This is a genomic window from uncultured Algoriphagus sp., from assembly GCF_963974365.1.
Lineage (GTDB): Bacteria > Bacteroidota > Bacteroidia > Cytophagales > Cyclobacteriaceae > Algoriphagus.
Map to the genome: position 1 here is coordinate 50,375 of NZ_CAXBBX010000001.1, position 14,153 is coordinate 64,527.

At 35.6% G+C, this 14,153-nt stretch carries 13 protein-coding genes; 1 reads left to right on the forward strand and 12 read right to left on the reverse strand.

Going from position 1 to position 14,153, the window contains the following annotated elements; all coding sequences use genetic code 11:
- Window positions 1-75 precede the first annotated feature (75 nt).
- Window positions 76-2,529 (forward strand): ABC transporter permease, encoded by a 2,454-nt coding sequence (locus AACZ87_RS00220; RefSeq protein ID WP_339863712.1) that lies wholly within the window; start codon window positions 76-78, stop codon window positions 2,527-2,529.
- Between the two features lie 298 nt (window positions 2,530-2,827).
- On the opposite strand, the gene AACZ87_RS00225 is transcribed toward AACZ87_RS00220, so the two are convergent.
- The 12 genes from AACZ87_RS00225 to AACZ87_RS00280 all read right to left on the reverse strand — a co-directional run bounded on the left by AACZ87_RS00225 (window position 2,828) and on the right by AACZ87_RS00280 (window position 14,153).
- Entirely contained in the window at window positions 2,828-3,202 is a 375-nt protein-coding gene (locus AACZ87_RS00225) for a hypothetical protein (protein WP_339863714.1), read from the reverse strand.
- Between the two features lie 377 nt (window positions 3,203-3,579).
- The gene (locus tag AACZ87_RS00230; RefSeq protein ID WP_339863716.1) at window positions 3,580-4,380 is read right to left on the reverse strand and encodes a hypothetical protein; all 801 of its coding nucleotides are present in this window, start codon (window positions 4,378-4,380) and stop codon (window positions 3,580-3,582) included.
- 275 nt (window positions 4,381-4,655) lie between these two features.
- On the reverse strand, window positions 4,656-5,717 hold the full coding sequence (locus AACZ87_RS00235) for a tetratricopeptide repeat protein (protein ID WP_339863718.1): 1,062 nt from the start codon (window positions 5,715-5,717) through the stop codon (window positions 4,656-4,658).
- 195 nt (window positions 5,718-5,912) lie between these two features.
- On the reverse strand, window positions 5,913-6,575 hold the full coding sequence (locus AACZ87_RS00240) for a DUF6266 family protein (protein WP_339863720.1): 663 nt from the start codon (window positions 6,573-6,575) through the stop codon (window positions 5,913-5,915).
- 266 nt (window positions 6,576-6,841) lie between these two features.
- Entirely contained in the window at window positions 6,842-7,309 is a 468-nt protein-coding gene (locus tag AACZ87_RS00245) for a hypothetical protein (RefSeq protein ID WP_339863722.1), read from the reverse strand.
- Between the two features lie 146 nt (window positions 7,310-7,455).
- On the reverse strand, window positions 7,456-8,034 hold the full coding sequence (locus AACZ87_RS00250; protein ID WP_339863724.1) for a hypothetical protein: 579 nt from the start codon (window positions 8,032-8,034) through the stop codon (window positions 7,456-7,458).
- 87 nt (window positions 8,035-8,121) lie between these two features.
- The gene (locus AACZ87_RS00255) at window positions 8,122-8,547 is read right to left on the reverse strand and encodes a helix-turn-helix transcriptional regulator (RefSeq protein ID WP_339863725.1); all 426 of its coding nucleotides are present in this window, start codon (window positions 8,545-8,547) and stop codon (window positions 8,122-8,124) included.
- Window positions 8,548-9,117: 570 nt separating this feature from the next.
- Complete coding sequence (locus tag AACZ87_RS00260) at window positions 9,118-9,531, reverse strand: hypothetical protein (RefSeq protein ID WP_339863727.1); 414 nt, start codon at window positions 9,529-9,531, stop codon at window positions 9,118-9,120.
- Between the two features lie 311 nt (window positions 9,532-9,842).
- A complete protein-coding gene (locus tag AACZ87_RS00265) occupies window positions 9,843-10,613 on the reverse strand; it encodes a hypothetical protein (RefSeq protein ID WP_339863729.1) in 771 nt (256 codons plus the stop codon).
- A gap of 5 nt (window positions 10,614-10,618) precedes the next feature.
- A complete protein-coding gene (gene dgt, locus AACZ87_RS00270) occupies window positions 10,619-11,989 on the reverse strand; it encodes a dGTP triphosphohydrolase (RefSeq protein ID WP_339863731.1) in 1,371 nt (456 codons plus the stop codon).
- A 386-nt stretch (window positions 11,990-12,375) separates the two neighbouring features.
- Window positions 12,376-12,966, reverse strand: a complete 591-nt coding sequence (locus AACZ87_RS00275; RefSeq protein WP_339863734.1) for a 7-cyano-7-deazaguanine synthase — start codon at window positions 12,964-12,966, stop codon at window positions 12,376-12,378.
- Window positions 12,963-14,153 (reverse strand): PfkB family carbohydrate kinase, encoded by a 1,191-nt coding sequence (locus AACZ87_RS00280; RefSeq protein ID WP_339863736.1) that lies wholly within the window; start codon window positions 14,151-14,153, stop codon window positions 12,963-12,965. The genes AACZ87_RS00275 and AACZ87_RS00280 overlap by 4 nt, the downstream gene beginning before the upstream one ends.

A 14,153-nucleotide genomic window follows, 5' to 3' on the forward strand; every position in this document is an offset into this window, starting at 1 on the left:
ATCCGATAGCTATCGGATGACGAAATACAATGAATCTTTCAATTTTAGAATCTTCCAATTTTTAATTATCAAACCATGCTTAAGAATTACCTCAAAATCGCCCTTAGAAACTTGAAGAAGCATAAGTTCTACACCTTCATCAACATCCTTGGGCTGTCGGTGGGAGTGGCGGTCTGCATGATTATCTCACTTTTTGTCATCAATGAGCTTTCATACGACAAGCACTTCAAAGATGCCGATCAGATCTATAGAATCCATGCAGATATCATTTTTGGAGGGAATCACTGGGATATGATCCAAGCTCCGGCCCCAATGGCTGAGGCACTTCCTGCGGAATTTCCGGAAGTAGAGTATGCTGTCAACTTTAGAACACGAGGATCTTACTTGGTAAAAGAAGTAGATGAAAACATTAAGGAAGATGGTGTAGTCTGGGCTAGCAAAGACTTCTTTCATGTTTTTGGAACACCGATTTTAGAAGGAAATCAGGATGGAGTTTTGGCTGAACCCAATACCATGGCTATAAGCAAAAGCATAGCTGAAAAATATTTTCCGGGAGAAAGTGCCATCGGCAAAACTCTGATTTTGGATAATAGAATGAATTTTAGGATTACGGGTGTCTACGAGGATATTCCCCAAAACAGCCATTTTCACTTTGACTTTTTACTTTCCATGGAAGGCTTGCCGGAGGCAAAATCAACTTCCTGGCTTAGCAATAATTTCCAGACCTATTTGAAAATCCGGGAGGATGCGGATCCTGAGGCCTTAAATCAAAAATTGATGTCTCTTATCGAAAAGAATGTAGAGCCGGAATTGGGGCGATTATTTGGTGAGGGAGCGACTTTGGATGCCATGATGGCTGATGGAGCCAAAATGGAATACGATCTTCAGCCGCTGCTGGACATTCACCTGAAGAGTGACCTGATGGGAGAGTTTGAGCCTAATTTCAACATCACTTATATCTATCTATTTGTAGCAGTGGCACTGTTTATTCTGGTCATTGCCTGTATCAATTTTATGAATTTGTCCACGGCCAGATCTGCCAATCGTGCCAAGGAAGTAGGCATCAGAAAGGTGATGGGTTCATTTCGGACGCATTTAATTCGCCAGTTTCTCATGGAGTCCATTTTGCTCAGTTGTATTTCCTTTGTGATCGCAGTGCCACTGGTTGCTCTGTTACTACCATTTTTCAATGACCTGGCAGGAAGAGAACTTGTCATGCCATTTTCCTATTTCAACTTCTATGGAATACTACTGATTGGAGCGATCGGAACAGGTCTTTTGGCAGGAGTTTATCCAGCATTTTTTCTGTCAGGCTTTAAGCCAATCAGCATTCTGAAAGGAAGTGTATCTATGGGAATGAAATCTGGCATGATTCGAAGTTCCTTGGTGGTGTTCCAATTTGCGATATCAATCATTTTGGTTATTGCTACGATAGCTGTTTTCAATCAGCTGAATTACATTCAGAATAAGAAGATCGGTTTCAATAAAGAGCAGATAATTACGGTGGAAGACGTCTATGCGCTGGGTGATCAGGCTGAGACCTTCAAGCGGGAGATTTTGTCAAATTCCATGATGGAGTCCGGGACGATTACGGGTTATTTACCAGTGTCAGGAACCTGGAGATCTGATACGCCCTGGTGGGTGGAAGGGAAGGATCCCAAGCAAACCGAGAATATGGTCAGCATTCAAAACTGGGAGGTGGACTACGATTATGTGAAGACCATGGGTATGGAAATCGCTGAAGGAAGGGATTTCTCGATGGATTTTCCTTCTGATTCTTCTGCGGTGATCATCAATGAAACGGCCGCTAAGCAATTTAACTTTATAGGCGATCCAATAGGTCAAAAAATCAATAGCATGGCTGGCGATAATGAGACTGCAAACTTGGATAACCTAAGGAGTAAGACGGTAGTAGGAGTGGTGAAAAACTTCAATTTTGAATCCTTGAAAGAGAATATAGGATCGGTAATGATTTTCTTAAGCGAAAGTCCTCAGGGAATTGCTTCGTTCAGGTTCAACTCAGAAAACACCGATGAAGTAGTGAGTTTCATAGAAGCAAAATGGAATGAAATGGCTCCGGGGCAACCTTTCACCTATTCATTTTTGGATGATAGATTTGGTCAGATGTATGCTTCCGAAACCCGTCTAGGTAAAGTATTTGGCATCTTTGCAAGCTTTGCGATAGTGATTGCTTGCTTAGGCTTATTTGCCTTGACGGCATTTACAGCGGAGCAAAGAACCAAGGAAATCGGTATCCGAAAAGTATTGGGCTCCAGCATAGGAAGCATCGTGGTATTACTCTCAAAAGAATTTGCGAAGCTAGTAGTAATTGCATTTTTAATTGCTTCTCCTATTGCTTGGTATGCCATGCAAAAGTGGCTGGAAGACTATCAGTACAAGCAGGAGCTAAGCTGGCAGGTATTTCTGGGAGCAGGGGTTTTTGCGATTGTTATTGCCTTACTTACCACCAGCTACCAGTCGATTAAAGCGGCAACAGCGAATCCAGTGAATTCGTTGAAGAGCGAGTAATTTGTCAGAGTAGCTAGTAGCAAGACATAAGATTCAAGACATAAGATTCAAGAGCCAAATCAGAAAGCTAAATTCAGAAGGCTGAAAAGGTAGGGTACGTCATTGCGAGCGAAGCGCGGCAATCTCAAATCTAAATGCTTAAAAAGCATTATTAACCTTTGAGGTTTTTAAAACCTCGTAGGTTTCCTTGTTTTTACATATCATAAATGTGATTGAATAATGGAGTTACCACAGACAGTTATTCAGATTCCACCCAGCAAAAGGCAGATACTTGAATACGGCATCTTAGATCGACCAACTATTTAACCTTTCGCTCTTGCAGGTTAAAAACTGTTCCTGCAGGATCTTGTATCCAATGCATATTTTCGGGAATTTCTTCTATCTCATCACAGGTTTCCACTCCTTTGGCAAGTAGGTAGTTGGTGGCTTCGGGTACATCAGGTACGGTTAACTGCAGCCAGGTTTCCGAGTGGGTGTAATTATCCACGCAATCCAGCCAGAGGACATTATTTCCGAATGATACTTGGTGTGTTCTGGATATGGTTGGATTTTTTATGTCTATTTCCTCAACTTTTAATCGCAAGATATCCCGATAAAAGGCAACAGTCTTTTCGTATTTACTCTTTGGAATTTTGATTGCAATGTTGATTCCAGCTTCGAAGTTAGGTTCCATGGTGGGTTGTTAGAATTACAAAAAAGCAGATTGACAAGTCTGCTAAGATACCGTGAAAGGAAGGTTTTTAAGTGTTAGACTTTGACTTTTTCTTCTTTACTTTCTTGAAATGAAGCACGGAACCATCTGAAAGGATGATTGTTTTGGTCCCCCGTTTTTTAAGGAAAAAGGGTTGGTATCCTGAATATGGATTAGCAACCTTTTGCTGGGAATTATCCTGAGAGAATAGGATGGAATGGGTTCCGTTTGGATTTACAATGATTTTTGAGTTTCCATTCCCAATAATCTGTGAATGAGTACCATCGGGATTTACTAAGATATTGCTGCTGCCCGAACCCAAATTCACTATTTGACTAGATCTATTATAGGCAATACTCTCAGAATATTTTTCTGCCTAAGATGAGAGAGTCATAAAGTTGAAGAAAAAAAGGAAATGTTAAGAATACAAACCAGATCATGGTATGCCTTGGAAGAACTTGAAACTTAGAATTTAATCCATAAATAGTTGTTGAGAATAAAATACAAAGCAAAGCATGACCAATGTGAATTTGGTCGGGTGAATATCGATCAATATGTTCTTTTTTAGCCTCCATTAATTCGCGGCGATAATTTCCTCCTTTACTTGGTAGAAATGATGAAAGGAGGATATAATTATACATAATATAGATTGCCGAGACACCTAGCAAAAAAAACTGGAGTCCGATATAAAGCCCATTAGAAAGGTATTTTGAACTTTCAATTCCTGGGTTGGAAAAGACTCTAATAATGTTATCTATGGCAAATGCGAATAGGATTAAGGTGCTCCATATGCTTAAGGTTAATCGAATAGATCTTGACAAATGAATATGTGTTAAGGCATTAACTATCGAAAATGCAGTAAGAAGAAATAACATTGTCAAAAGTGTTAATACAAACCAATGACGAATGTTTGTAAATCCATAATCAATAGTCCAATAGATTAATGAAATTGAGAGAAGGAGGGTAATTCCTTCAGTTAGTTTTGTAGTTACTTTATCCTTGAAAAAAATTGCAAAGCCCATTGTGAAAAGGAACAAGAAAGAGTAAGGCCAAGTCTCTATGTGGTTTTCAAAAATATAAATCTGTTCATTCTTGCCAGGTAAAAAATTAAATAAACTTAAAAAATATGATCCTGTAAAGACTAAGAACAGCTTTTTCAAGTTTCGACTAACCCTATAACTTTCGAATAGTAAGCCTCCAAATAATGCTACGAGACTAATTGAGAACAATTTCCTGTCACTTAATGAGGCTCTATAACCAATGTATATTGTAAACAGAAGTCCAATGACTCCCAGAACAATTGCAAAAGTGGTCAAATTTTCCCCTGACGACCTATTTGGTAATTTACTTTTTCTGTTAGATGCCAATGAATTTGTTTCTAGAAGTAGGTTTTATAAATCTCATCTAATTCCAAAAGCGACTGATTAAGCAGACATTAATTATTTACCCAATCCATGAATTTTTTAAATTCCTCCTCATGGTTGTTTAGCCAATCTTCTACTTCCGGACTGCTAGATTGTGAAATGTAATAACTAAAAGGTTTGGTAAGACCGGAATTTGCCAAATCACTGAAAAAAGTAACATAAAAGTCCCACCATAATCCAGTGTTTTCTTCTTTCAGCTCGCCGAGAATCTTGAAAATCAATTCATTTTGTTCACTAAATAATTCCAACTCTGATTTTTCTTCGTTTCCCTCAAGTGAGCCTGAAACAGCTGAAAGACTGACCATAAGTTCTGCTGCATCAAAATCAGAATCACCTCCTTCAGAAATGGCAATATTGATATCAAAATCATTAGAGGAACTTTTGGAAATTCCTTGACTTAGAAATTCCCTTAATTTTTGGTATTCCTTGACTGATCTGTTTGAATTAGGTTCTAGTAGTAAGAAAAAATACAATGGAATAATGGCTTGGATTCTAGATTCCTTCATGGCCATAATTTGACTTAAAAGCAGATGACTACTCCCATGTGAAGGGAAGATGGAGATTCCTGCAAGAAGAGCATCATAAGCTTTATTAATTTCATCAACGTTCATGCAGGTTACTGCATAATTGTAGTTTAATAGATGATTGTCAAATTCTTGCATGGCTATTTCATAGACCTTTATTGCTTTTTGAGGTTTGCCATCCATGTCAAGAGCATTTCCCCAAAGGACGTATGCTTCCATTAAATGGTCTTCATTAAGCTCAATTACTTTTCTGGAATGAGAAATTGAATTCTCATAATCGTTTGCGGCAATGTAAGACAAAGCGATTTCATAATTGGCTAAGCTGGAATTTTCATCAATCTTCAAGGCCTTCTTATAAGTTTCAATAGCCTTTTTGTATTCTCCATAGTCATGAAACTCTATGCCTTGCAAAATGAGTTTTTGGACTTTTTGATTTTGTGCAAAAGTGGAATTGAGGATAAAAATCAGAGAAATACTAAGTAATAATTTAGCGATATTCATCTTAGGTTGTGCATAGGGGAGAAAGTAGACTAAAGGATTATTTTTCATATTCCTTTTGCTAAAGAAAAACGAAAAATTCATTTAACACAATACCCCTTATTGGGTATTTTTTGGCATTTTGGATTATAATAGGCCTAACTCTTGTTTATTTTTGTTAAGGGGGCTAACAAAAGCCCTAATCCCTAGAATGATGAGTCAACGCCGAGACCGGGGAAGAGAACTCTCCGCAAACCAGCCTGTTCCCTAAACAACCCCCAAATAAACAGAATCCGATAAATCCCGCTTTTTTGTCCATGGGTTTTCCTGACTGAAAGCTATCCAGGCATGCCATTGAGTGGAATTATTTGGGGGTAGGAGGGTATGAGTTTCTTTTTCCCTTGTGTTCCCTAGAAATTCCCATTCTGAACCGGTACCATTTTCTTCTGCAGAAAGTAGGAAAACGAACACATTGTCTGTGGGCTTTGCTGCTGCTTGCCAGGAATTGTCTGTCCAAGTGAATTTTATCCCCTCGGGAACCCGCTCTACTGTAGGGTCTTGAGGTCCCAGAAGACTTCCCCGACTGACTTTAACCAAACTGATATCCAGCACTTTTGATGCTGACGTTCCTTCAAATTTGAAGGAGTTTTTCATCGTATAAGAAACTGCCGCATGATACGGCCTGCTAGCTCCATTTTCGAAGTTCTGATAGCCGAAACGTAATATATGTGTGATATTCTTTAGGAATTTTTGCGTCTGGGTGCTGACCGATTGGGAGTTGCGCTTTCTTTCAGATGTTTTCGACTTGGTAGTTTTACTTTGTTTACCGGGTTTCCTGCGTGAATAAGTTTTCCCACCCACTTTGTAGAAAACCAATTCTCCCACGCTTCCAGATAGCCCCTCTAATATTGAGTTAGTGATCCTTGCCATGTCCTTACTGTTTGATTTACAGATGAATATAGATTAAGCGCAGGAGAACTACCTAATAAATTGTAGTAAAAATTTATAAAAAGTAGTTTAAGATTATTAAAAGAGCAATCATATAATGTTCAATAATTGATTCTATATTGTTTTTGTATTGGTCATGGTATGGATTTCCTATAACTGATAATATTATAGTCCTGATTAATAGTGTGTAAGATCAATGGGGGATATGGCTTGCCAAGTGCAAGTAGCGTAAAGGAATGATCAGATCATTAATATTCTTCAAGCACCGACAGATCATCTGGTCGAATATTCTTTTCAAACCAGCGCTTGTACCAGTATTCCACGAACATGTGATTGTTTTTCCAGAATTGCTCCTTGTTTCCATCCTCCATAGCCTCGGTGGTATCACTGAGTTTTCGGAGGGATTTCAACTCGCTAAACATCTTCTTAATGTCTTCTTTAGCAAATGCAGGCTGTCCAAATCCGCTAGCTATAAAGAACTTTTTACCGGCTTTCCGCTGCTTTTCTGTGGCTCCTTCAATCACTGAATAGCTCAGCTTCCACATAAAATCCATCAGCACTCGTTCTGGTTTTATATTCAGAATAGCGCACAGCATACGGAAATTACTTGGGATCAATAGATCCAGCTTGCGCCATTTGGAACTGTACATAGAACCAATTTCGGCGTAATGTTTATAGGGATCTACGGGGATAGTTTTAGCTTTCTTCTTGTTCATAACAAACTTGGTTAGTGTTGCTATGAAGTTGCAGAAGAGATAAGGGATATGGTATTCTAGTGAGGGGTATTTTAGAAGGAGAAATAGTGATTTTACCTAAGAATAGAGGTTTGCTTACAAACTAGGTCTACCATATAGTGATCCTGCTACTCGGTTTCCAACTCAAATTCCTTTAAAAATGAAGTGATAGGAATAGCTGATATTTTCTTTCCATTAAGCAAAAATATGACATCCTTGGTCTTGCCTACAAGCAAGCCAGTTTTGGTTTCGTTATCCGCAAATCTGAGTAATATAGGATTGCTTTCTAACACCTGCTTTTTATAGTATCTTCCATAAGCCTGGGCAGAAAGAACCAGATAGAGAGCAAATAAGCACACAAAGGAGATGAATCTGTACTTGTTAAACCAAGTTTTCTTATCAATGCCAAAATTAAAGCGGGAATAGGCGCGGGGATAATTCCTTTTGGAATAAGTATCTCCAAGTATCAACAAACCCAGTAGGACAGAAGAACCTATGATAAAGTAAAGAATAGCAAAATCAGAGAAGGGGGCAATAAGAAAATCGAGGATATCAGCATAGTCAAAAATATTGATATTGAATTCTTTATACTTATGATAGGTGAAGAGCATCCCTATGGCCACAGAAAAAATGTAGGCAATGGTCAAGATAGTCTGTAATTCTTTGATCAGAGCTTCGTAGGCATCCTTGATTAGACCTTCCTTCATGTAGTATTATTTGTATTTAGAGCTTTCTGAATTTGGTTTGATAGGCTGTTGCAATTCAGGATAAAGGGATATTTTAGAAGTGAAGAATCACTTCCCTTTAATCAATTGCTCCAATCTCGCCATCATCTCATCTTTCTTCTTCAGCATACGCTCGTATAGGGCGATTTTCTCTTCGTGAAGTTTCTTGATTTCTTCTAAGGGATTGATGTTAAAAATTGGTTTTGAATTCCCAACATAGGCATCCTTTTCAATATTAAAAGTATTCGAAATAATATTTACTGCCTGCTCTTCGTCAAAATTCCGGAAGACTTCAACCGGTAGCTTGAGTGCCTCTGCGATCTGGAAAAGAAGGCTAGCTTCGATTTCTTCCTTCTGCTCCAGCAAGGAAATCTTTTTCTGGTTCCAGTCCTCTCCCAACTCATAAGCCAGGGCTTCCTGCTTGATACCTAGCATTTCCCTGAAGCGTTTTACGTTTCTGCCTTGGTGGATTTGTTTGGATGGAGATTCGTTCATGGTTTAAGGTAGTTTTCCGGTTTGTGAAGACCCGCCATAGCGGACAGGTACAAACCGGGGCAGTGGTATAAGACTTATTTCTGTAGTAGATCAAATTTAAGCCTTTTCCGCATTTGGTGCAGGAAATGCAAGGCTAATTCTAAGGTAAAATAGGTATTTGGCAGGGATAATCTATTCCTTTTACTTAAAACAGGGACAAGCTATGTCAGGAAGTTTTAAAATGGACTAAAGAGGCAAGGGTTTTCAAAGCAGCAAGTAGGAAGACACAAGTATCAAGTTAAAAATTGAAAAGTGATTAGCTCCACAGAATGTCTTTTTTGATGAGTCACTATAAAAATTGCCCGTCCCTATGGGACTTTGCTAGCTCATATTTCCATAATATATCCAGGGGTTAAAACCTCTGGCAATAAAATCTATCGTCCCTACGGGACTCGTGAGAAGTTGCATTGGTAGTATGTAATGCCGTAGGCATGCTTCATACTATAGGCAGCCATTGAAATGGCTGGTAAAAATGAGTGAGGAATTTTCAAAATGCCGTAGGCATGGCCGATTTTCGTTAACTCCATTCTTTTACTTCCTCTTTCTTTTTACCTTCTCAAAATGAATTACAGAGCCATCTGACAGGATCACTAGTTTGCCTCCGCGCTTTTTAATGATAATCGGTTGGTTTGCTGAATTTGGATTTGCAGCTGCTTGCTTGGAATTATTCTGTGAGAAAAGGATGGAATGTGTTCCGTTTGGATTTACAATGATTTTCGAGTTTCTATTCCCAATAATCTGTGAATGAGTACCATTTGGATTTATCAAGATATTGCTGGTGCCCAAACCCACGGCAACGGAGTGGGTTCCGTCAGGATTGACTATTACTTTATGGACACCATGATCAATAACCACCGAATGTGTTCCATCTGGATTTACGATTACCGACTGAGCATACAATCCAGAACTCAACATCGCGAAAAATAGGATTATCAAGATCTTCATGTTAGTTTTTACTGGACTGGTTAGAAAAGGTTTAGAAAATTTTGGTGAGGTTATTTACCAATTATAAATTGTTTGTGATATATGGGTGGAATTAGATGGGTGGAATTAGAAATCCCAACCAATCAAGTGTTATTGTTTAACTACAAAGAGAGGGTCAAACTCCCCTAGCTGAACGGTCTGACTACTCAAAGAGGGGGGCATATTTTGAAGTATTTGTATTAGGGCAACTTAGTTTCAGTATGTGCTATTAAGCATTGACTTCTTCATTCATTTACCTAATATTGAAACAGACTAACTTTATATTAAATAGTTTATAAATCAAGCGGAATTTGATTGCTAGGATTGTCTTTGCTTTTTAATTCTTTTAAATATTTAATAATTAAATTGTCATTTAATTCTTGGTATTTGATATATTTCCCTCTGGTTACTATTAACCTATCAAAAGCATTATCACTCTTTTTATCATCTAAGGATCCAACTTTCTTTAATAAATATTTGTATGTATTGATAGTGTATTTGCAATTATACCTATTTTTTATATAAAAAGCTCTAAGTATGTTTGCTTCAGTTGTGGGGTTTAAGTTTTTATATGTAGGGCTATTCTGAAGGATGTCTAATTTTTGTGAATTTATAAATTCATTATAATGTCTGAGGTTATATGAGAAGTTGTGTAAATTAATAACTAATGAGTCAAAGTTGTAAAAACATCCTTTTGCAATACTGTTTAATTTATCTTCTTCATTTAATTTAACTAAATTATTTTTAAATGCCCAGTTATCTTGAATGCTCCAAATATCAATTTGTATTGAAGCAAACTGAATTTTAATTCCTCCATGTCTATTTATTGAATAAGGGTTTCCACATTCGGCTACTATATTTAATAATTTTGAACTTGATATATCGACAATTACATCAACGTCTCTGCTTTTTCTATTATTAAGAAAATCACGAAAAAAACCTCCAACGATATATGCAGATCCGAAAACAAAAATTTCATAAAATAAAATCTTTAATTTTATATCGCTTTTTATCATTTGATTAAAGTGATGGTGGAATGATTTTTTTATATCAATTTTCTCCAATTTTACTATAGTTTAATCCCTTTAAGCTCTTGGTATAAATTAATTGCATAGGTATCTGTCATGCCACTAATAAAATCAACTATAAGTTGTAGTTTTTTATATCTGTCATTTTCATAGTTTTCAATAGTATTATATACAGTTCTGTAACTTGAAGATATTATTTTAAAAATTCTCGATTGGTATGTGTTTCCCTCTGGCTTAAAATTTACACTTTCTGAAGCAGTAACAAAAATTTTCAATAATCCATATATTGCTTCCCACCCTGCGATCTCCTTTTTGACGATGTTTTTTTCATCAAAAACCATGTGTTGCAAATTTTTGTATGCTTTTCTAATGTCTGAAGCGCTAGAGATATCTATAATCTCACTCTCTAAAGTTCCATTCATTATGTCATCATATCTCTCACTAAATGATTCCATTATTCCTTGAATCATAATCCTTTGCGTAAAAATTCTAAATTTTTGAATAATAACAGATTCATCAATTCCTTTGTCGAGATATTTTTCTTTTAAATCGTTTAGTTCGTCAAGTACGATTTTTTTATTCTTGTCAAGGTTTGATTCAAAAATTTTCTTAACATCATTTATATTAATTATACCAAGCTTTACGCCGTCTTCAATGTCAGCTGCACTATATGCTATGTCATCTGCGGCTTCAAGTAAATAAACAACAGGACTTCTTCTTCTATTTAATTCTAAATATTTGTTTATCTCTTCGTATTTATCTTTTTCGGTAACAAAATACCCAAATTTCTTATTTCTTATTTCTTTACTTAGTTTACCTTTGTTTCCTTCTATCGAATTTGAAGGGTATTTAATTATTGATGCTAAACTTGAGTAGGTAAGATTATAGCCAAATTTATCTCCGAAAAAGTATAGTTTCGATAGTATTCTTAAGGTTTGAACGTTACCATCGAAATTTTTGAAATCCTCTATTTCAATTTTACTTAGATCATTTCGATTGTATCCTTCAAAATATTCGTTGAAAAAGTGTTTGACAGCTTCTTCACCAAAATGACCAAATGGAGGATTACCTAAGTCATGTACTAGTCCAGAAACTCTTAGTAATGAACTTAGGAGCCCTTTTTGTTCAATGTTAAGTTCACCTTTTTCCAATAATGATTTCTCAATACTTTGACCAATTGTACTAGCGATATAGGAGACTTCTAATGAATGAGTTAACCGTGTTCTAATAAAATCACTCTGTTCTAATGGGAAAACTTGTGTTTTGTCTTGAAGCCGCCTGATAGGTGCACTAGAAATTAACCTTCCATAATCATTTTCAAATGGATTTCTTCCGTCAGAAGGTATTGAAGGTGTTTTCTCTCTGAACCTCATTTCCCCTAATAATAATTTCCATTTTTCTTTATGGCTCATGTCTGTTTGTTTAAGTGTTAATTATCTCGAATAATTCTATTTTGAGTTGGTTTTAAAGTTGATTCTATTCAAATTTAGTAAATATGGGCTTGTATTCCGTTTTAACTTCATAATTTCGTTATCACTTAACAATTATTAATTCTCAAATCAAAGATCTTAGAGAATATTGTTTTTAGAAATTTTGCTAGGAGGGTTTAAACAAAAGGTTTGGTAATAGTTATACTCACTTTTTTTTATTCTCTGATTACTCTGAATTACCTTTTTTATTTTAGTATAAATTTTAAGTTATAATTATAATTCTATCAAAGTTGTATTAGTAAGTGTTTTTATTTCTAGTTTTTAGTAATTAATAACCTTTTTTATTTTTATAATTATAATTATTTTTTTTATTCTATCCCTAACTCATATCTAACTTTTAGTTGTTTGATACAACCTGAACAAATTCCACATGCTAGATTGGAAATATGACAAGAATGTGCCATAGTAATTAATGTTATAGGGACATTATATTTAGTTACTAACTCGTGACTGTAATTTTCTAGTGTTGGGCAAATTACTTTGATTTCCCCTTCTTGATAGAATAATAAATTATTAAGTAAGTTATAAAATCTTTCAGTCCCATCTTTATGGAAGTTGTCCGATTTGACTGAAGCTAAATATATCTCATTTACGGAGTCTTTTAAAGACTGCATTGAAGCAAGAGTTACTAAAAGTTGATTTCGAAATGGCCACCATTCTTTAGATGGAGAAATATTTGAGCTTTTTGCATCTGCCAATGAGCCAGAACCTAGATGCTTACAATCAACTTTTATTACCTTATGCTCTATATTTAAAATACTGCAAATATATTTTGATACATATATTTCTCGCTCAGCTACAGTTTGGCCGTAATCTATCGTATAAGCAATTTCAGGCTTAATACCATATGCCAGACAAATCGAATCTACACCTCCAGATAACAAAATTGCTTTTTTCATAAACTCCAAATAGTTTGATATAAAGCAGTTGTCAAATTATTATATGAAGTGAAATCACCTGGTTTAAGCATTAATAAGTTTTTTTCGTCGCAAGTGCGATGGTATCCAATTATTGCTTTGCCGCTAGCCATTGAAAAGCCAGATTCTACTAGGGTTCCAGAATCAAGATTGTCGAGAACTGCAAAGATCACATCAGAATTATTAATACCTTCAATATCTTTTTTTGCAATTGCAATTTGTTCTCCTAAACCAATATCGTGGAATGGTGAAAAAACTTTTACCCCAAATGAAAGTAATGCCTTGCGAATTTTATCGACTAGAATTAATTCGGACAAGGCAAAAAATGGTGAGGCTATGTACACTTGTTTTTTCGATAAATCGTTTAATTTAAATTCTTTATATGTAAATGTAAAACTAGTAGTGAAATCAACGTAAGCTTTTTTATCACAGTAAATTGCGGTAGATTTTGATGCTAATAATGCTGATTCTTTAAGTGATAGATTTTTGCTCATCCAATAATATCCAAAACTTGCTGTAAATATATCACCAGAGCCAATTTTATATACATTTTGAGTTATATAACAAGGTATGTTTAGTTCTTCAGATTTAGTGTATAAAGTAGCTCCGTATGGACCGTTTTTAATAATAAAAGCTGTTACATTTTCATCATTAAAAAAATAATTTTTTATCTTTTCAATATCCTCACTTGAAGATATAGAATGAGCTTCAATTCGATTTACAATGTAGACCAGTTCTTCCGCTTTACCTATTTCACAAAATCTTGTTGGTTTTACAGATGTTTGAGGATCATAGACTGCTCTTTTACATTCTATTTTATATTCGGATTCTAGCATTCCGAAAGCAATCAAATCTTCACCCTTAAATTCCCAATTTTTTGTTTTTGAAATATTTAGAGGACTTGGATATATTGAAGGTTCATCTAATGCAAAACTATATTGAAATGTTATTATTTCGTCATATGAATTAACCTCAAAACTTAAATTTGGGTATACTTTCTGGTTTTCTTTAAGGAAATTACTTGCCTCCTTATTTCCACTTGTTATAAGGTTTACTTGACTTTTGTTTTCTAATAAGAATTTGGCGCATCTAAAGCCTGATCCAAAAATCTCCATTGTAACACTATCAAAATCAATTTCTCGATAAGTGCCTCCAATAACATTTATCAT

Coding starts and splice junctions, on each gene's coding strand:
- AACZ87_RS00220 (WP_339863712.1), top strand. CDS start 76: ATGCTTAAGAATTACCTCAAAATCGCCCTTAGAAACTTGAAGAAGCAT.
- AACZ87_RS00225 (WP_339863714.1), bottom strand. CDS start 3,202: ATGGAACCTAACTTCGAAGCTGGAATCAACATTGCAATCAAAATTCCA.
- AACZ87_RS00235 (WP_339863718.1), bottom strand. CDS start 5,717: ATGAAAAATAATCCTTTAGTCTACTTTCTCCCCTATGCACAACCTAAG.
- AACZ87_RS00240 (WP_339863720.1), bottom strand. CDS start 6,575: ATGGCAAGGATCACTAACTCAATATTAGAGGGGCTATCTGGAAGCGTG.
- AACZ87_RS00245 (WP_339863722.1), bottom strand. CDS start 7,309: ATGAACAAGAAGAAAGCTAAAACTATCCCCGTAGATCCCTATAAACAT.
- AACZ87_RS00250 (WP_339863724.1), bottom strand. CDS start 8,034: ATGAAGGAAGGTCTAATCAAGGATGCCTACGAAGCTCTGATCAAAGAA.
- AACZ87_RS00255 (WP_339863725.1), bottom strand. CDS start 8,547: ATGAACGAATCTCCATCCAAACAAATCCACCAAGGCAGAAACGTAAAA.
- AACZ87_RS00260 (WP_339863727.1), bottom strand. CDS start 9,531: ATGAAGATCTTGATAATCCTATTTTTCGCGATGTTGAGTTCTGGATTG.
- dgt (WP_339863731.1), bottom strand. CDS start 11,989: ATGAGCCATAAAGAAAAATGGAAATTATTATTAGGGGAAATGAGGTTC.
- AACZ87_RS00275 (WP_339863734.1), bottom strand. CDS start 12,966: ATGAAAAAAGCAATTTTGTTATCTGGAGGTGTAGATTCGATTTGTCTG.
- AACZ87_RS00280 (WP_339863736.1), bottom strand. CDS start 14,153: ATGATAAATGTTATTGGAGGCACTTATCGAGAAATTGATTTTGATAGT.